12 protein-coding genes and 2 pseudogenes are annotated in these 17,958 nt (G+C 71.3%); 5 read left to right on the top strand and 9 right to left on the bottom strand.

All coding sequences use genetic code 11. The features are described 5' to 3' along the window. Positions 1-154: 154 nt before the first annotated feature. The gene (locus tag IG64_RS18755) at positions 155-1,198 is read right to left on the bottom strand and encodes an ArsR/SmtB family transcription factor (protein WP_063758814.1); all 1,044 of its coding nucleotides are present in this window, start codon (positions 1,196-1,198) and stop codon (positions 155-157) included. Positions 1,199-1,577: 379 nt separating this feature from the next. On the opposite strand from IG64_RS18755, the gene IG64_RS18750 reads away from it, so the two are divergent. Both IG64_RS18750 and IG64_RS40490 read left to right on the top strand, forming a co-directional pair. Then, positions 1,578-2,060: a peptidase inhibitor family I36 protein gene (locus IG64_RS18750; protein ID WP_037857618.1), complete on the top strand. Its 483-nt coding sequence runs from the start codon at positions 1,578-1,580 to the stop codon at positions 2,058-2,060. 77 nt (positions 2,061-2,137) lie between these two features. Further along, positions 2,138-3,124: a hypothetical protein gene (locus IG64_RS40490; protein WP_051813055.1), complete on the top strand. Its 987-nt coding sequence runs from the start codon at positions 2,138-2,140 to the stop codon at positions 3,122-3,124. Between the two features lie 345 nt (positions 3,125-3,469). On the opposite strand, the gene IG64_RS18740 is transcribed toward IG64_RS40490, so the two are convergent. From IG64_RS18740 to IG64_RS18710, 7 genes and pseudogenes are all read right to left on the bottom strand, one after another. Beyond that, on the bottom strand, positions 3,470-4,492 hold the full coding sequence (locus IG64_RS18740; protein WP_037857616.1) for a hypothetical protein: 1,023 nt from the start codon (positions 4,490-4,492) through the stop codon (positions 3,470-3,472). A gap of 9 nt (positions 4,493-4,501) precedes the next feature. Beyond that, positions 4,502-5,392 (bottom strand): helix-turn-helix domain-containing protein, encoded by an 891-nt coding sequence (locus tag IG64_RS18735; protein ID WP_037857728.1) that lies wholly within the window; start codon positions 5,390-5,392, stop codon positions 4,502-4,504. A 2-nt stretch (positions 5,393-5,394) separates the two neighbouring features. Further along, complete coding sequence (locus IG64_RS18730) at positions 5,395-5,598, bottom strand: hypothetical protein (protein WP_037857614.1); 204 nt, start codon at positions 5,596-5,598, stop codon at positions 5,395-5,397. 729 nt (positions 5,599-6,327) lie between these two features. Further along, positions 6,328-6,774: a nucleotide exchange factor GrpE gene (gene grpE, locus IG64_RS18725; RefSeq protein ID WP_037857613.1), complete on the bottom strand. Its 447-nt coding sequence runs from the start codon at positions 6,772-6,774 to the stop codon at positions 6,328-6,330. Between the two features lie 113 nt (positions 6,775-6,887). After that, the gene (locus IG64_RS18720) at positions 6,888-8,024 is read right to left on the bottom strand and encodes a tetratricopeptide repeat protein (protein WP_037857612.1); all 1,137 of its coding nucleotides are present in this window, start codon (positions 8,022-8,024) and stop codon (positions 6,888-6,890) included. 102 nt (positions 8,025-8,126) lie between these two features. Beyond that, positions 8,127-9,755, bottom strand: coding sequence for an Hsp70 family protein (locus tag IG64_RS18715; protein ID WP_037857610.1), 1,629 nt, complete (start codon positions 9,753-9,755; stop codon positions 8,127-8,129). A 188-nt stretch (positions 9,756-9,943) separates the two neighbouring features. Further along, positions 9,944-10,683 (bottom strand): annotated as a pseudogene (locus IG64_RS18710) (acyltransferase family protein); the annotation flags it as partial. Positions 10,684-10,712: 29 nt separating this feature from the next. On the opposite strand from IG64_RS18710, the pseudogene IG64_RS18705 reads away from it, so the two are divergent. Together IG64_RS18705 and IG64_RS18700 are read left to right on the top strand one after the other, a co-directional pair. Continuing rightward, positions 10,713-10,991: pseudogene (locus tag IG64_RS18705) on the top strand (bi-functional transferase/deacetylase); the annotation flags it as partial. Continuing rightward, positions 10,978-11,607: a hypothetical protein gene (locus IG64_RS18700; protein WP_037857604.1), complete on the top strand. Its 630-nt coding sequence runs from the start codon at positions 10,978-10,980 to the stop codon at positions 11,605-11,607. The pseudogene IG64_RS18705 and the gene IG64_RS18700, both read left to right, overlap by 14 nt. 359 nt (positions 11,608-11,966) lie before the next feature. On the opposite strand, the gene IG64_RS18695 is transcribed toward IG64_RS18700, so the two are convergent. Next, the gene (locus IG64_RS18695) at positions 11,967-13,064 is read right to left on the bottom strand and encodes a hypothetical protein (protein ID WP_037857600.1); all 1,098 of its coding nucleotides are present in this window, start codon (positions 13,062-13,064) and stop codon (positions 11,967-11,969) included. A 610-nt stretch (positions 13,065-13,674) separates the two neighbouring features. On the opposite strand from IG64_RS18695, the gene IG64_RS18690 reads away from it, so the two are divergent. Next, positions 13,675-17,949, top strand: coding sequence for a HAMP domain-containing protein (locus IG64_RS18690; RefSeq protein ID WP_037857597.1), 4,275 nt, complete (start codon positions 13,675-13,677; stop codon positions 17,947-17,949). Positions 17,950-17,958: the final 9 nt, after the last annotated feature.

Genomic DNA, 17,958 nt, shown 5'->3' with positions numbered 1-17,958 from the left:
GGGCCGGGAGCGCCGGCACCCCGGTCCTCGCAGTCGTGCCGATGCTCCGGCACGCCCGCGCCCGCCCCGCGGGCCGTCGCTCTGTCGCGTACGGCATCCGTCCCCTGCCCACCACCTCGCCTGCACAGGACATGGAACGCGCGGAACCGTCCTGTCACCCACGACGGAGCGGCATCAGATCATCCGGAACGGGACTTGACACCCTCTGGGCCGGGGAGTTGAGCAGAGCGATACCCATGGGGGTGGGGCTGTGGAGTGCCGTGTTGCGGTGCCGGACCGTGTCGATCAGTCCGGCCGCGCGCAGGGTGGTCGCGTGTTCGCTGGCGCTGGGTGACGTCATGCCCGTGAGAGCGGCGAGTTCCTTGGTCGAGCAACTGGGGTGCTGGGCGATGGTGTACAGCACCAAGGCGCGGGTCTTGCCCATCAGTGAACTCAGTGAGGTGTGCGCCGCGGACGGGGCCGGGCGGACCGGCATCCTGAAGGGCCGTGCCGAGTCGGGGCCGACGGGGTACCTCACCACGGGCTGTGGTTCGGCGTCGATGTCGATGGCGGGCGAGCCCGCTCCGAAGACCGAAGGGACCAGGAGCAGCCCTTGGCCTTCGAGGTGGAGGTCGCCGTCGAAGCCGGAGACCATGGCGACCTCCAGGACGGGGGCCGTCCAGCGGATCCGCCGTGGGTCGAGCGAGGCGAACAGGGCTTCCACTCCGCCGGTGAGCAGATGCCGCATCCGTATCCCCCGGTCGGCCGTCGCTTCGCCGACGACGTGGGCCCAGTGGGGGGACAGCAGCACGTCGTAGACGTGATCCAGGCTCTCGTAGAGCCGCCGCCGCAGGTCTCGGTCGTCGGCCAGGTGACGGGTCCACGGCGGGAGCGGCTGTTGTTCCGCCATGTGGGCCAGGTCCTCGCGGATCCGGGAACGGGGGGTGGCGCGCGCCCGGTCCAGTAGCTCGTGCGGCTCGCCCGTTCCCGCAGAACTCAGGAACGTGGGCGCCCAGCCCCCTGGCGGGATCAGGTCGAGGACCATCCGGGCCATGGGCTCCAAGCCGGCGAAGGCGGCGTGTCTCCAGGCTCCGAAACGTACCGGGTGGCTGCGGCTCTGCAGGGTGCGTACCGCGGCGGCCAGTTCCATCAGCGGCGAGGGCTGTGCCACCCGCGTCCTCATCAGGTCCTCGACCGTGAAGTGAATGCGGTAGACCATGCTTTCCCCCTGCCCGGTGCGAAAGAGCCGAGGGCGATCCTTCGTGAATCTCCTGGGCCGGTCCAGACCGAATCAGGACGGCACACCGCCGGGCCGCCGGCAGCCCCCGGCGAACCGGCCGGGCATGCCGTTTGTCCGCTGTTCGGCGCAGCCCGAATCTGCTCGATGGGCCACGGGCATCGAAGGAATCCTGATGGAGCGGGCCCGGCAAGGCCCCCTTCCGGCTGGAGGAACGGCACCGGCCGGCGGGGTGCATCGCCTGCCCGTGCGGGCGTCGACGGCTGCCACCCGGGCAGCCGTGAAGCGCTCCGCCCCCTTTCAGGACCGTCTTTGACCCCTCTCGCGCCTCGCAGGGTGCGAGGAGAAACGAGGAACCCACATGCATGCACAGCGCATCGTCGCACGGCTCGGGACAGCGGCCGCTGCCTCACTCGCCCTGGTCGGTGTCCTGGCCGGCCAGTCCAGCGCCACGAGCGACAGGATCGACGGCTGGAACACCAACAGCGCGCCCGTGCGGTGCGGGACGACCAGCCCGTACTTCTTCTGCCTCTACTACTCACCGGGGGCCGAGGGCGCGGTCTGGAAGTCCAGGTCCAACGCCGTGCGCAACCTCAGCGGCGCCACGTTCTACGACGACGGGTACGGCTCGGCGGGCGCCGGTCAGCCGGTGCGCAACAACGCGGCCTCCGCGGAGAACGCCTCCTCCGCCTGCAACGTCGGTATCTGGTACTCGCCGGACTACCAGGGGAACTCGAACTGGCTCAGCCCCGGCAAGGGCGGCAACCTCACCTCGTACCTGCGCAACAACGAGGCCTCCATAGCCATTTCGGATCACACCCGTTGCCCGGGCGTGGGCCACTGACCCAGTCCGTTCGGCTGATGTGATCTGGTGCGGGGCCGTGCATCACCGGCGGCCCCGCCCGGCAAGGAGACAACACCATGGGATTCTTCCGCTCCGCCCGCCGGCCTGTCGCTCTGTGCGCGCTCCTCCTGGCCCTCACGACGGCATGCACCTTCGGCCGCGCCCAGCCCGGACAAGAGGCCCCGCCCGCGGCTACGGCCACCGCCGGCACGGACGTCCAGTCCCTGCACCTGCCCATCGAGCGGTACATGCTGACTCCGGCGCAGACCGCGCGGTACGACTGGGTGGCAGCCTCGCTGGTGCGCGACTGCATGCGTGAGTTCGGCCTCACCTATCCCGTCAGTCACGCCCCCGCCACGGGTGCGCAGGTCCTCCAGTACTCGGTCATGTTCCGGCGCTACGGTGTCACCGATCCCGTCACGGCCCGGACTTGGGGCTATCACGTGCCCCGCGACACACCTCCGTCCACCGCCGCCGCCGGTCGCGCACAGGTCAAGCCACCGGCCCTGTCCGTCCAGGCACGGACCGTCCTCAGCGGGGCCGACGTCACCACCGGCAAACCGATCACCGAGTATCTCGGCCGGCGCATACCGGTGAACGGGTGCTACGCCGCTCCCGACCGCGCGCTGGGAGTACGGTCCTCGGCGTCGGACGGTCTCCAGGGGCCCGGTACCGGGGCGGGCGGCATCGTCTCCCGCATCAAGGCCGAGAGTTTCGTCGCTTCGCTCCGGGACCCGCGCGTCACGGACGTCTTCCGCCGCTGGCAGCGGTGCATGGAGCGGAACAGTTACCGCGTGCCCGCCGACCCGCTGAGCGCCTCGGCCCGGTTGTCGGCGTTGGACCTCCCCGAGCCCGATCACGCGGAACTCGCGCAGGCGCGGACAGACGTCGCCTGCAAGAGGCAGACGAATCTGGTCGGGGTCTGGTTCGCGGTGGAATCCGCTCACCAGGAGGCGGCCATCACCCGCGCACGCGACGATCTCACCCGGGTCGCACGCGACCGTGACCGCCAACTCGCGGCGGTGCAGCGGTACCTGTCCGGCAAGGCCCCTGTCTCGCGATGAGCCTCCGGAGCAGCCGGCGCGATCACCGCAGCAGGGCGGCCACCGCCGCCAGGGCCCCGGTCACCGTCGCCACCACGATCAGCGTGGCGCCGAACGCCGCTCCCGCCCGCAGCGCCGCTGCGGGATACGACCCACCGGACCGGCGGACCGGGCGGAGGCCTTCGTCCGACGCGGCGGCTCCGACGGCGCCGGGCCGTCGATCGCTGCCGTCCCGGCCCTGCGCGCGGCGGGACGGCCTGCCGGAGACGGCCCCGCCGGGTTCGGCGCGGGCAGGAGGGCCGCGGCGACATGCCGCACGCTCGTGGCACGCCCCCGGAGTGGCGGCTGCGGTGCGGCCTTTCGCCTTCAGTGCGCCGGCGCGGTGCGTACGCGCGTGCCCAGGAACCGGTGCAAGTAGTAGGCGAGGGTGTTGCCGCGGCGGGAGGGCCGGGCGTCGGTGGCCTCTTTCCAGCACACGGCACTCGCTTCCTTGAAGAACTGGGGGGCGGACTCGTGGTCGTCAGCGGTGACTTCCACCAGGAGGCGCCGTGGGCCGGGGGTGTGCTGTTCACCGGGCACCCGTTCGTCGACGGCCTCCGCTGCCGTCCTGTTGGGCAGTTCCTCGGACCGTCCCGTCCCGGCGACACGGGACCCTAGGACCGGGGCCGCGGGGACGGCTGGGTCCGAGGGGACTGCGGCAAGGATGACCTGGAGGAGTTCGGCGAAGTTCGTTCCGGGGGCGGGGATCTCGAGGTCGGGGTGGCGGTCGTAGCCGATGGTGACGGCGCGGGAGACGAACTGGATGACCGCGGTGGCCGTCTGGGTGTGCCGGCGGGGGCCGGCCGGGGTGAGGCGGCTGAGGATCCGCAGCAGGGTGGGCAGACTGGTGTCGGCGTTGACCACGTCGGAGGCGGGCGAGCCCCGGTCGTAGAAGGAGGCGCTGTCTGCTTCTCCCGCGTAGGCGCTGATCTGGGTCTGCCACAGAGCGGCGGCGTGGGCGTCGCCGCGGGCGAGGTGGTGCAGGTAGAGACAGTAGGAGGCGGGCGCGTCATCCGCGCCGGCGGCATACTGCCACCAGGACCGGGCGCCGTCGTCGTCGCCGGCGATGCGCAGCACGCAGCCGAGGATCCACGCGGCGCGCGGCTGGGGGACCTGGTCGGTGAGGAAGTCGACGATCTGTGCGGCACTGCAGTGGGCGACGGCCGTCTCGCACAGGGCGGCGAGCTCTCCCGCAGCGTCTTCGTCGGCCGGGCCGGGACTGGGGTTCTCCGCGGTCCGGCCGAAGTCGTCGAAGGCGTAGTAGGCCGAGTCGTCGTGGGGCACGACGTCGGCAGGCACGGAGGCGTCCAGCAAGCGGGACTGGGCGAGGAGATCGTCGATGACGCTCATGGGGGCTGATCACTCCAGGGTGTCGGGGTGGGTGCCGGGGTGGAGGCCGTGCAGGGCGCCCCTGGCGTGGCGTGCGAGGCTGTGGGTGATGGCCGGGGGCAGACCGATGACGCCGGGCACGGCGTCCTCGTCGACGCCGCACAGGAAGCGCAGGACGGTGACATCCATCTGGTCCTCGGGGAGGCGGGCGACGGCGTCGAAGAAGGCCGCCATCCGGGCGGCCCGGGCCAGGCAGTCGTCGAGGTCGTTGCTCCCGGCCACGGCGACGGTCCGCAGGGCCGCGGCGCGAAGGTCGGGGTGCCCGGCGTGGGTGTCGGCCCGCGCCATGACCTTGGCCCTCAGCAGATTCCACGCGTGACGGGGGGTGTTGCTGCTGCTGGTGGCCTCCTTCCAGTTCAGCCACAGGATGTCGAACGTCTCCGCGACGACCCGGCGGGCACGGGCTTCGGTCTGCAGGAACGCCTGGGCGTAGGCGGTGTAGGGGCGGTCCATGGCCTGCTTGAAGGCGAGGTGGGGGATGGGCGGGTCCTCCGGCCCCAGGGGCTGCACGGCGTGGATACCGTTTTTGATCCAGGTGTCCTTCTTCTCCGCTTCCCGGGCGGCTGCCGTCCACAGGCGCCGTAACGGCCAGGGAGGGATGTCCAGGACCTTGACCACGCTGTAGGTCATCGCCCAGCCCGGGTAGTAGCCCTTGCCCCGCAGCAGTTCGGACAGCCTGGTCTTGGAGTAGCCGGAGCGGCTGACGAGATCGTCGAGGGTCAGCCCGCTGGCGGCGAGCCGTCGGCGGACCTGCTCCAGCCAGGTTCGGTGGGTCACGCCGACGCTGTCGCAGATGGGCCCGGGCGGGCGTCCTCTGCGGCTGGGAGGCTCGCCGTCGGACTGGTCGGATATCTGGGGCATGTTCACCGCGACGGCTCCTCGCTCCCGGCCGCCGGAGCCCGCCGCGTGCCGCCGCTGTCGAACGCGGCGGCGATCTGCCGGACGAGGAGTCCGAGGGAGGGCAGCAGCGCGGCCACTGCCGCGAGATGGCCGAGCACGGTCATCACCGTGCTCCATGCGAGGACCGTCACCATCACGGCCACGGTCATCACCTGCTTACTGTTCATGGCACCTTCCGTGCGCAGGCAGAAAGAGGGGTCTGGGGGTGCTCTCCTGGCGGCGGTGCTGAAGCGCCGCCGGGGAAGCTGGACCACAGCATGGTGCTCCCCCTCGCATCACTCAACGTGATCATGAAGTTGCGGAACAATGGCCCCGTGCCGCCGACCCGGCGCCGGCAGGTGCCGCAGCACGTCAATGCCGGACCACACCGACACCGAATGACTCCTGGATGAACACTTTCGGGGGTGAAGTCGTCCTTCGCGGTGCGGGACGAGCCGGAGAGCGCACTATGGGAGTGACGCCCCGGCGTCGCACCTTCCGGTCTGGGAGGCCGCGCGGCCCCTTGTGCTGAAGAACCCCGAAGGGGACCGCCCCGCTTCCGTCCAGCCACCCGCGCTGGGCGGAAGCGGTCCGACCCCCGCCCGAGCGGCACCGGCATGGATCTCGCCCGGCGTGCAGCCGAAGTACGGTGGCGTCGGTCCGTCGGACACGCTCCCCCATATGCGCTTTCATCGGTGCCCGGCACGGATCGTCGCGGTTCGGCAGGTCAAGACGGATGAAGGCCAGGGGTTTCCGGTCGACGAGGCCGCGTGTCCGACACCGCCTCCACCGGCGCGGTGAGTGTCGTCCGGTCCTGCCCGTCGGCGGCCACGAGGGGCCGGCGGGCGCCGGCCGGCGAGCCGGGGAAAGCCGGGGAAAACAGACGTCAGGACCGTCCTGCCGGATCCGGCTGCCCCTCACCGGTCGGTGTAGACACGCACCTGCTGCGGGCGCACGACGCGCTCCTCCAAGCGGTAGCCGTGCCGCACCACTTCGGCGACATCACCGCTCTGTTCCGGGGAGAGCGCGGCGATCACTCCCACGGCCTCCTGTGTGTTCGGGTCGAACGGGCCCGGGGTGACGGGGATCCGGGTCATGCCGTACTTCTCCAGGACAGCCAGCAGTTCGGCGGCGACGGATCCGGCGAAGGCGTCGTCCTGCCGCTCGACCCGGTCGAGGAGGAGTACGAGGTCGTAGAGCAGCGGCTGCAGGACGCGTCCCTCGGCGGCCTTGCGGTTGTGGTCGAGGTCGGCGAGCAGAGCGTCGATGCTGCGACGGGTCTCCCGGTCGTTGAGCAGCCGCCGGCGGAACTGGTCACCGAGTGCGGCGAGTTCCTCGCGCATGCCGTCGACCGCATCGGCCACTACGGCGAACGGGTCCGCCGCCGGCGCGGGCGGTGGGCTCTGCGGCGGCCAGGACGGTTCCGCGGGCCGGGGGCCCGGTGGCTCTTCCGGTCGCGGCACAGGGGGCGGAGTGGTCATGAAGCTCTCCCGGTCTGCGGCTTCTGGTCGGGGGGCAGGTCGTTGTAGTTGTGCCGCCAACGCGGTTTGACGCCCATCGCGATCGGCAGTCCGAGGAGTCCGGCGAGGGCCAGCAGGCCGAACACCCCCGGCAGCACGAACGTGAGCGCCAGGCAGGCAGCCATGACCCAGGCCATGCTCCTGTACCAGCGCCAGGTCCTGGTGCGTGCCCTGCTCGCGTCCTCCCGGTAGCAGTTCAGGAGGTCGCGCAGCTCATCGTCCGAGACACCGACGGCCAGTGCCTGCTCCACACAGTGCGTGACCATGGAGGCGCCGGTCTCCGAGGCGACGACGTACCGCTGCCTGACCGGGTGCCAGCCCATCGACTCCTCGGCGCGCAGCGTCCAGATCCGGCCGACCTGGTTGCAGACGACGGCGTTGCCGGGCTGCTCCACAAGGACCCGCTCGTAGTTGCTGAGGGCCTCGTCGTGACGTCCGGCCTCGTGGAGGTTCCGGGCGGCGGCGATCCGGTAGTCGATCTGGCCGGGCGCGAGCCGGACCGCCGCCAGATACCAGTCGGCGGCGGTCACCGGGTCACCGATCCGCTCGTAGACCTGTGCGATCAGGACGTGGATGAGCGCGTCACCGGGAGACAGCGCGAGGGCCCGCCGGAACTCCTGCACCGCGTCGGTGAGCTGTCCTTGGCCGGCGTGGAGGGAGCCGAGCAGCCGCCAGGCTTCCCCGTCGGCCTCGTCATGGTGCACAGCCTGCCGCAGCTCGTACAGGGCGCCCTCGTGGTCGCCCTGGCTCATCAGTCTGCGAGCGTGGCCCACCCAGTCCCGAACGGCCCGGCCCGGCTGGGGGCGGGGCTGCGGCCCGGGTCCGGCCTCGGCCGAACGGGGGTGCTGCCGCGCCCGGTGCAGCCGGCGGTCGTACACCTGGCGCCGGGCGCGGTCGAGCAGTTCCTTGCGTGCCGCGGAGATCAGCTCGACCTTGTCCTCGGCCTCCCTCCGCTTCCTGGCGTCGGGGGCCCGGCTGGCCCGGCTCGACCAGGTACGGAAGGCCCGGTCGAGCTGTCCGGAGACCTGATCGGCGGTCGCGGAGGGATCGATGCCGAACTCGGCGTAGTAGTCGGGTATGTCGTCTGTCGTCATCGCTGTCGGCTCCGGCTGGAGGGGCGGACCTGACCTGGGGCCTCTCGTTCGGACCATGCCGGGCTCGGTCCTGCTGACCAGCCCTGGTCCGGACGAGAGACCCTAGAGGGTCGGGACGCGGGCGACGCGGTCACCCAGCTCGGTCAGTTCCTCCGGGCTCAGGTTGTCGGGGCGCTCGAGCTCGAACTCGCCGAGCCACCTGCCCGTGGTGCCGTCCTTCACCTCGACGTGGATGATGCCGTCGACGTCATAGGAGTAGAACACCTCGAAAGGCGCCCCCTTCGGGTATCGCGGGATCTCGATGTCGCCCTCCCCGACCTTCTTCACATAGGCCAGGTCCTCGTCGTCCCCCTCCGTCACCTGCACCCGCAGCCGCCGCTGCCGGTCGAAGAGGGTGTAGAAGGTCTCGCTCTTCTTCGCGGGTACCGACGTGTTGTGCGGGATGATCACCGCGTTGAACTGGCGGTCGTGGTTGTCCAGGTCGGTCGCGACCATGCCGAGGGACTGCGAGGTGACGTCTTTGATGGACCTCACTTTCCCTTTGGTGAGGCGGGCCAGGCCGTCACCGGGGGAGGACTCGACGCTCGCCCCACTGCCGACGTACTTGCGTTTCTCCGCGGCCTCCTCGGCGCGCACCGCGGCATCCAGCCCGACCAGAGCAGCGCCGAGCGCGACCACCTCGTCCTGGGAGATGCCGCGCTCCGGTTCCCTGCCGGAGAGATGCCGGATCAGTTCCTGCACCATGGGCATCCGGGTGGAGCCGCCGACCAGCAGGAGCCGGTCGATGCCGTCCCAGCCGAGCCCCGCCTCCGCCAGTACGCCCTCGGTGATGATGCGGGTACGGTCGAGGAGTTCGGCGGTGATCTCCTCGAACTTCTCGCGGGTCACCCGTATCTGCTCGTGGCGGCCGCCGGCGGAGAGCATCACGACGGCCTGCGGGGCGTTGGACAGGGTCCGTTTGGCGATCTCCGCCTTGTCCCGCAGTTCGGCCTGCGTACCGCTGTCCTCGGTGAGGTCGGGGCCGCCCGAGGCCATGAACGCGCCGTTGAGGTGGTTCATCAGCGCGCCGTCCCAGTCGAATCCGCCGAGGTTGCGGTCCCCGTCGGTGGCGATCACCGTGTAGTCGCCGTCCTCGACCCGCATGACGGTGACGTCGAAGGTGCCGCCGCCCAGGTCGTAGACGAGTACGGTGCCGATGCCCGCGCCGCCTTCTCCGTCCCCGCCGTCCTCCTCACCCTCGGTGAGGGACCGGCCGAGGCCGTAGGCGAGCGCGGCGGCGGTGGGCTCGTTGACGATACGCAGCACCTCCAGCCCGGCGAGCCGTCCGGCGTCCTGTGTCGCCTTGCGCCGGACGTCGTCGAAGTACGCCGGCACGGTGATCACCGCCCGCTCGACGGGCTCGCCCAGCATGATCTCGGCGTCTTCCTTGAGGCGTTTGAGCAACAGGGCGGAGATCTCCTCGGGGCGGTAAGGCGTGCCCGACTCCGAGTGGTAGACGGGGTTGGTCTCCCCCATGTAGCGCTTGACGAACTGCACCACGTGGTCGGGGGCCGTGGCCGCGGACCGCTTCGCCTGCGAGCCGACGACCACGGTGTCCCCCTGGAACATCACCACGGACGGTGTGATGTTCTCGCCCTCCCGGTTGCGGACGATGGACGGGCTTCCCGCCCGGTCGGCGACCGCCACGGCGCAGTACGTCGTCCCGAGGTCTATGCCCACCACACGTGTCACCGCTGATTCCCCCTCTGCACGCGGAACTGCCGAAACCGGCAATCATGCCCATTCCAGGCGCAGTTGACATGCTTTCAGCGACCGGGCCTTCCGGGGTTCCGGTCCCATCCGTCAGGCAGCCGGGCGAGGCGGGCGGCCGGCTCCGGGAGCCTCCCCGGCCCGCGTCCCCGGCCCGCCGTCGAACCGCGTCACGGCAGCGCTCTCGGCCTCCGCCGCGCCGCCACGTCCCCCACCCATCCGCACAACAGGACGAACACGCAGATCAGCACCCAGCCGACGCCGAACAGGAACCACTGGCTGTCCAGCGGCAGATACCTCTCGAAGGCGGGTACGTCCCAGAGCCGGTCGATCAGCGGGACCGCCAGGACCAGCGCGATCTCGTGTTAGAGGTAGACCGTCACGGCGCGCGCGTTGAAGACGGTGACGATCCGGTCCAGCCGCCGGAACCGTCTCAGCCCGGCGAAGTAGATCCGGAAGCGTGCCTTCGCCCACATCAGCAGCAGGACGGAGCCCGCCGACCAGAACGCCTGCGCGAGAGGGATCTCGTCGAGGTCGTACGTCCCGGCGTCGGCCTGGTGAGCGAACGCGTACCAGCCGCCGTAGCCGAGCGCCGCCAGGGACAGCGTGATCACCGCGGCCGGTCTCAGCCGCTCCAGCACACCGTCGCGGTGCGCGAAGCCGAGCAGCCGGCAGAAGAGGTACGTCGACAGGGTCCGACAGCGCGCTGCCGAAGCGGCCGTCCGGGGCCGTCCACAGGAAGTTCAGCACCAGGGCGGGCGTGAGGGACAGCAGCAGCACGGGCACGGGGGCGAGCCGGAAGGCGCAGCAGCGGCGGGGAGAGCAGGACGAACCACAGGTAGGTGCGCAGGTACCAGACGATCTCCCAGGCCTGCCGGCCCCAAGACGACGGTGCGGGGTCCGGAGAGGGCTCGCGGCGGTGAAGCGCTGTCCGGTGCCGTCACCCCGGTCCTCGCTCCGCTCATCGACGTCTTCACGGCCTACTCGATGGTCTTCGTCGACTTCCGCGCCGCGCTGCTGGCCTGGCTGGCGGTGCTGGGCGTCCAGCTCACCTGTGCGGCCTACGCCTTCCGGCTGGACCGGGAGAAGTACCGGTACCTGCTGATGATGCCGCTCCAGCAACTGGCGTACCGGCAGATGATGTACCTCGTCCTCATCCACTCCTGCGTCACCGGGCCGCCGGCCGGCGATTACCCTGCCCCCCATGAACGGTACTGAGGAGGGGGCGAGGGGTCTTCCCGAGTGGCGGGTGCTCATCGTCGGGGGCGCGTCCGGGATGGGGAAGACGGGTGTCGGCCGGGCCTTGGCGCGACGGTACGGCATCCCCCTCGTGGAGGTCGACGACATCGTGGAGGCGCTCCTCGCGGTGACACTGCCGGAACAGCTGCCGGAGGTCCACTTCTGGCGCACTCACCCGGACGCCGCCCACCAGGCACCCGGATCGGTGGTCGAACGGCAGATCGCGATCGCCGAGACGCTGGCGCCGGCGGTAGCGGCCGTGGTGGCCAACCATGTGGACACCGGCACTCCGGTGATCCTCGAAGGGGACTACGTCCTGCCCGAACCGGCCGTCCCCGGCGGTCCCGTCCGTGCCGTCTTCCTCCACGAGGACGACGAGGCGCAGGTGGCGGCCAACTACCTTCGCCGGGAGCCGGAATCCGGTCCGCAGCGCCATCGCGCGCGCGTCAGCGTGCTGTACGGCCGATGGCTCGCCGCGCGGGCGCGGGCCGCCCACGTGCCGGTCGTCGCTCCGCGCCCCTGGGAAGACCTGACCGACCGCGTCATCGCGGCGGCCGAAGGCACGGACCGCCGCCTGCTCGCACCGCGTCACTGAAGCGGGGCACGGGAACGTCACGGTCACCGGCACACGAGACGGCGCGCCGCTCCGCTTCCCCGCCGGCGGACCGGAGTACGAGCAGACCGTCGAGCGGCTGGCGGACGGGGCGCGGCCGGCCCGGTGCCGCAGCGTCCGCGACGGCTTCCGCGGTGAGCGGCTCGTCCTGGACACCGGGCCGCTCGCCTGGTGACTGCCGTACCGGATCGGCCGCCGGCTCCGGGAGCCGACGGCCATCTGACGGCCGGTCCGCGCCACCGGCCCGGCCGCCGCGGGGGCGGCCGATGTCCGGGCGCCTTCCGAAGCCGGCCCGGGCGCCCGGCCGCCGCTCGCAGCGGAGACACCCGGTCCGGACGGGCCTACCGCGCCGTCACCGTCACGTACTGCGTCTTCTTCACCCGGCCGTGATGGGCGACGACCGTCACGGGGTAGCGGCCGGGCTTCAGGCCGGAGCGGATGGTGGCCGTGCCGAAGAAGCGCGGGTCGTCGCCGTCGGCGGCCTTGCTGTCGTCGTGGCGGAGGCGCAGCGCCCCGGTGAACGCCGGGGAGGTGGCGGTCAGCCGCGTCTGCTCGCCCGGGTCCGGGTACTCGTCGTGCCACATGACCGCGACCTGATGCCCGGCGCGGACCCGGAACCGGTGGGTGCCGCCCGAGTAGCCCCGGGCCGGGTCGTAGAACTCGGGCCCGTACGCCTTGCCCAGGTAGTCGCGGTCGCCGGGGCGGGACGCGCGGACCTTCAGGCGCTTCTCGGCGATGCGGCGGCCGTGCGGGCCGTACAGTCCGAAGGTGTAGGTGCCGTCCGCCAGGGCGGGCTCGAGCTGCAACTGCGCGGAGAAGGCCCGCGGGTTGTAGAAGTCCGTGGTCTCGTCGTGGACGAGGCGCACGGGCCCGGGCAGGGCCGCGGACCGCACGGTGAAGCCGGTGCCCCGCTCGCCGGGGTACAGGTCGTCGAAACCCGCCCACACCGTCTCCCCGGGGCGGGTCACCTGGTGCGACGCCGGCAGGCTGAAGGCGGGCCGCCGGGAGCGTACGACCTGGATCCGGTCGTGGGCCACGGTACGGCCGTGGACGGCGACCGTCAGCGGGTACCAGCCGGGCTCGTCCGTCATCTTCAGGGCCGCCAGGACCCAGTAGTGGTCGCCCTCCCATGCCAGCCGTGCCGTCCCGCCCAGCGCGGGCGAGCGGGCGGTCACCGCGTCGCCGCCCTGGGCGTGGCTGACGCCGTAGAGCATCATGTGGACCAGTTGCCCGGGGCGGGCATCGGTGTGGCCGTTGAGGATCAGGCTGGGACCGCCGCTCGTGCTCCCGGGACCGCCGGGGGTGGCGGACGCGGTCTTGTGCACGGCGGGCGCGGAGGCGGCCGTGGTGTGCGCCGCTCCGGCCGCGCTCCCCGCGGTGGCGCACCCGCACAGCACGAGCCACCCCGCCGTGACGGCCAGGGCCCTGGACCAGTTCATCGTGCCTCCAGTAGTTCGGTCACCCGTGAAGAGGGCGAAACGGCGCTGCTGGTCAGCTCCGGCGGCGCAAGAGGCGCGAATGTTACGCATTCGTCGGCCGGCTGCCGGGCGGCTGCCCGCTCGCGGTGGTGCGGGAGGGGACGCGGGCGACGGCCCGGGGCCGTCGGCGGTGCGGGGCTCGTACTCCTCCCCGCAGAGGGCGATGTGAGCGGCCCGGACGTCTCCTGGTCCTCCAGCGGCTCCGGGCGGGAGGGGCCGGCCTGCCTGCCACGTCCCTCACTCCTCCCCGCCGGTCCGCGGCCGGGGCCGGAGTGTGACGCGGGGCGTTGGGCCGGTCGAGTGCCCCGGGCTCTGGACTAAGCTACGGAGTCGCGTTGCTCTCACGGAGCAGCACCGGGACTTTCAGGCAGCGGGAGCCCGGGCTTCGCGGCGGCACCTCGTGCCGGCCGTGGAGCCGTCACGTCATGCGGAGTGTCCGCGACTCGGGGGGCGGCCCTTCTGCTGAACGGGCATCGCGTGGCTGCACGCCCCTCCAGGGGCTTCACGTGGATGGTTCCTGCATGCGTGGTCAGGGGGAGTTCGGGCAGGGACGAGCGGGACGAGGTTACGCATGACCAGCGAGGGGACCAGGGCCGTCGAGGCCGTGCCGGACGCACGGGAGCTGCGGCAGCTGCTGGCCGGTCTGACGGCCGTACGGGACGGTGACTTCGGCACGCGGCTGCCCGAGGACGCCGCCGGTCTCATGGGTGACATCGCGACCGTGTTCAACGGCATGGTCGACCAGCTGTCCGTGTTCACCTCCGAGGTCACCCGGGTGGCCCGGGAGGTGGGTACCGAGGGCACGCTGGGCGGCCAGGCGGAGGTGCCCGGGGTGTCCGGGACCTGGGCCGTGCTCACGGATTCCGTCAATGCCATGGCGGGCAACCTGACCACGCAGGTCCGTGACATCGCCCAGGTGGCGACGGCGGTCGCCAAGGGCGACCTGTCGCAGAAGATCGACGTTCCGGCGCGTGGCGAGATCCTCCAGCTGAAGAACACCGTCAACACGATGGTCGACCAGTTGTCCGCGTTCGCCGACGAGGTCACCCGCGTCGCCCGTGAGGTCGGCACCGAGGGCCGCCTCGGCGGCCAGGCCAAGGTGCCCGGTGTCGCGGGCGTGTGGCGGGACCTGACCGACTCCGTGAACTTCATGGCGGGCAACCTGACCAGTCAGGTCCGCAACGTCGCCCAGGTGACCACGGCGGTGGCCAAGGGCGACCTCTCGCAGAAGATCACCGTGGACGCCCGCGGCGAGATCCTCGAACTGAAGAGCACCATCAACACGATGGTCGACCAGTTGTCCGCGTTCGCCGACGAGGTCACCCGCGTCGCCCGCGAGGTCGGCACCGAGGGCCGCCTCGGCGGCCAGGCCGACGTCAAGGGCGTCAAGGGCACCTGGCGGGACCTGACCGACTCGGTGAACTCGATGGCGGGCAACCTCACCAACCAGGTCCGCAACGTCGCCCATGTGGCGACCGCCGTCGCCAAGGGCGACCTCTCGCAGAAGATCACGGTCGATGCCCGGGGCGAGATCCTGGAGCTGAAGACCACGATGAACACGATGGTCGACCAGTTGTCCGCGTTCGCCGACGAGGTCACCCGTGTCGCCCGCGAGGTCGGCACCGAGGGCCGCCTCGGCGGCCAGGCCGACGTCAAGGGCGTCTCCGGCACGTGGAAGGACCTCACCGACAACGTCAACGTGATGGCGTCGAACCTGACCGGCCAGGTCCGCTCCATCGCGCAGGTCGCCACCGCCGTGGCCCGCGGCGACCTGTCCCGCAAGATCACGGTGGAGGCCGAGGGCGAGATCGCGGCCCTGGCCGACGTGATCAACACCATGGTCGACACGCTCTCCGCGTTCGCCGAACAGGTCACCCGTGTCGCCCGCGAGGTCGGCACCGAGGGCCGCCTCGGCGGCCAGGCCCAGGTGCCGAACGTGGCGGGCACGTGGAAGGACCTCACCGACAACGTCAACTCCATGGCCGACAACCTCACCGGTCAGGTGCGCAACATCGCGCTGGTGACGACCGCGGTGGCGCGGGGCGACCTGTCGAAGAAGATCGACGTCGACGCGCGCGGCGAGATCCTGGAGCTGAAGACGACCATCAACACGATGGTCGACCAGCTGTCCGCGTTCGCCGACGAGGTCACCCGCGTCGCCCGCGAGGTCGGCACCGAGGGCCGCCTCGGCGGCCAGGCCGAGGTGGAAGGCGTCTCCGGCACGTGGAAGCGGCTGACGGAGAACGTCAACGAGCTGGCCGGCAACCTGACCCGCCAGGTGCGGGCGATCGGCGCGGTGGCCAGCGCCGTCGCCGAGGGCGACCTGACCCGGTCGATCACGGTGGAGGCGTCCGGCGAGGTCGCCGAACTCAAGGACAACATCAACTCCATGGTGGAGTCGTTGCGCGAGACCACCCGGGCCAACGAGGAGCAGGACTGGCTGAAGACCAACGTGGCGCGGATCTCCTCACTGCTCCAGGGCCACCGGGACCTGCCGGTGGTGGCCGAGCTGATCATGGAGGAGCTGACACCGCTGGTGTCGGCCCAGTACGGTGCCTTCTACCTCGCCGAGGACGGGGAGCGCGGTCCGGAGCTGCGGCTCGTCGGCTCCTACGGCAGGGCCGAGGACGACTTCCGGCCCACCCGCTTCTCCTTCGGCCGCTCGCTGGTCGGCCAGGCCGCCCACAGTCGCCGTACGATCGCGGTCGAGGACCTGCCCCCCGGGTACGTCACCATCTCCTCCGGGCTGGGCCAGGCCGTCCCCCGGGCGCTGGTCCTGCTGCCGATCCTCTTCGAGGACCAGGTCCTCGGCGTCATCGAGCTGGCGTCGGTCACCGCGTTCACGCCGACCCACCGGGACTTCCTGGAACAGCTGCGCGAGGCGCTCGGCGTGAACGTCAACACGATCGTGGCGAACGCCCGCACCGACGAGCTGCTGGAGGAGTCCCAGCGGCTCACCGCCGAACTGCAGGCCCGCTCGGCCGAGTTGCAGGCCCAGCAGGACGAGTTGCAGCGCTCCAACGCCGAGCTGGAGGACAAGGCGTCGCTGCTCGCGGACCAGAACCGTGACATCGAGGCGAAGAACCTGCAGATCGAGCAGGCGCGACGGGAACTGGAGGCCCGCGCCCAGCAGTTGTCGCTGGCCTCGAAGTACAAGTCGGAGTTCCTGGCGAACATGAGCCACGAGCTGCGCACCCCGCTCAACAGTCTGCTCATCCTCGCCCAGTTGCTGGCGCAGAACCCCTCGCGCAACCTCACGCCGAAACAGGTCGAGTACGCGGGAATCATCCACTCGGCCGGCAGCGACCTGCTCCAGCTGATCAACGACATCCTCGACCTGTCGAAGGTCGAGGCCGGCAAGATGGACGTCACTCCGGAACGGGTGCCGCTGGACCGGCTCATCGAGTACGTGGAGGCCACCTTCCGGCCGATGACCACCCAGAAGGGCCTGGAGTTCGACGTCAGCACAGCGGCCGGCGCGCCCGCCGATCTGCTCACCGACGATTCCCGCCTGCGGCAGATCCTGCGCAACCTGCTGTCCAACGCGGTGAAGTTCACCGAGCAGGGTGGCGTGGAGCTGTCCATCGAGTCCGCGGCGGACGACGAGGTGCCCACGGGGGTCGTGCGGGGCGGCGCCGTCGTCGCCTTCCGGGTCAAGGACACCGGCATCGGCATTCCGGAGCAGCACCTGGAGTCGATCTTCGGTGCCTTCCAGCAGGCGGACGGCACCACGAGCCGCAAGTACGGCGGCACCGGTCTGGGCCTGTCCATCACGCGCGAGATCGCCCATCTGCTGGGCGGCGCCGTCGTGGTGGACAGCGTCCCGGGCCGGGGCAGCACCTTCACGCTCTTCCTGCCGGTGGCCCGGCCCGACTTCGAGCGGCTGCTCGGCAGCGGCCGCCCGGCCGAACAGGCGCCGGACGAGCCGGCCGCTCTCACCGGTCCGGTGGCCGCGGCCGGGCAGCCGGCGGGCCCGGCCCGGCCGCATCCGCGCCGGCTGCTCGTCGTCGAGGAGCGCTCCCGTGGCCTGCTGACCCTGGTCGCCGAGAGCGTGGTCGCGGACCTGTCCCGGCACAGCCCGGACGACGGCACCGCGCTGTCCGCGGTGGAGGTCATCACCGCGGTGGGGGCGCAGGAGGCGGCGGGCGCGCTGGCGGCCAGGCCCTGCCACTGCGTCGTCCTGGACCTCGACATGCCCGAGGGCGAGGCGGACCGGTTCCTCATGGCGCTGCACAGCGACTCGGGGCTGACGGGTGTGCCGGTGCTCGTCCACGGTGGTCACCATCCTGACGCGGGCTCGGGCGAGGTGCTGCGCCGGCACCGGGACGACGGATCCGTGGAGTTCCTCTCCGGCCTGGACGAGCTGCGCGAACGCATCGCCCTGCACCTGTCGGCCGAGGAGCCCGGGGACGTGCTGTCCCTGGTGCGCTCCGAGGAGCCGCAGGACCTCGCGCCGCCCGTCGACGACCGCTTCCGGGGCCGTACCGTCCTCGTCGTCGACGACGACGCGCGCAACCTGTTCGCGCTCAGCGGGATCCTGGAGATGTACGGCTTCCGGGTGATGCACGCGGAGAACGGACGCAAGGGCATCGACACGCTGCTCGCCAACCCCGGCATCGCGCTGGTCCTGATGGACGTGATGATGCCGGAGATGGACGGCTACACGGCCACCGCGGAGATCCGCAAGCTGCCCCAGTACGCCGATCTGCCGATCATCGCCGTCACCGCGAAGGCGATGCCGGGTGACCGGGAGAAGTCCCTGGCGTCGGGTGCGAGCGACTACGTCACCAAGCCCGTGGACGCCCACGACCTGATCGCCTGCGTCCGACGCTGGCTGTCCGCGTGAGCGAGCGAG

It is taken from the genome of Streptomyces sp. NRRL S-340 (genome assembly GCF_000720185.1).
Classification (GTDB): domain Bacteria; phylum Actinomycetota; class Actinomycetes; order Streptomycetales; family Streptomycetaceae; genus Streptomyces.
This window is presented reverse-complemented; position numbering and strand designations above follow the sequence as displayed.

What these genes read in the sequence shown, in the direction of transcription:
- IG64_RS18755 (WP_063758814.1), bottom strand. Translation starts at nt 1,198, where the DNA reads ATGGTCTACCGCATTCACTTCACGGTCGAGGACCTGATGAGGACGCGG.
- IG64_RS18750 (WP_037857618.1), top strand. Translation starts at nt 1,578, where the DNA reads ATGCATGCACAGCGCATCGTCGCACGGCTCGGGACAGCGGCCGCTGCC.
- IG64_RS40490 (WP_051813055.1), top strand. Translation starts at nt 2,138, where the DNA reads ATGGGATTCTTCCGCTCCGCCCGCCGGCCTGTCGCTCTGTGCGCGCTC.
- IG64_RS18740 (WP_037857616.1), bottom strand. Translation starts at nt 4,492, where the DNA reads ATGAGCGTCATCGACGATCTCCTCGCCCAGTCCCGCTTGCTGGACGCC.
- IG64_RS18735 (WP_037857728.1), bottom strand. Translation starts at nt 5,392, where the DNA reads ATGCCCCAGATATCCGACCAGTCCGACGGCGAGCCTCCCAGCCGCAGA.
- IG64_RS18730 (WP_037857614.1), bottom strand. Translation starts at nt 5,598, where the DNA reads ATGAACAGTAAGCAGGTGATGACCGTGGCCGTGATGGTGACGGTCCTC.
- IG64_RS18720 (WP_037857612.1), bottom strand. Translation starts at nt 8,024, where the DNA reads ATGACGACAGACGACATACCCGACTACTACGCCGAGTTCGGCATCGAT.
- IG64_RS18700 (WP_037857604.1), top strand. Translation starts at nt 10,978, where the DNA reads ATGAACGGTACTGAGGAGGGGGCGAGGGGTCTTCCCGAGTGGCGGGTG.
- IG64_RS18695 (WP_037857600.1), bottom strand. Translation starts at nt 13,064, where the DNA reads ATGAACTGGTCCAGGGCCCTGGCCGTCACGGCGGGGTGGCTCGTGCTG.
- IG64_RS18690 (WP_037857597.1), top strand. Translation starts at nt 13,675, where the DNA reads ATGACCAGCGAGGGGACCAGGGCCGTCGAGGCCGTGCCGGACGCACGG.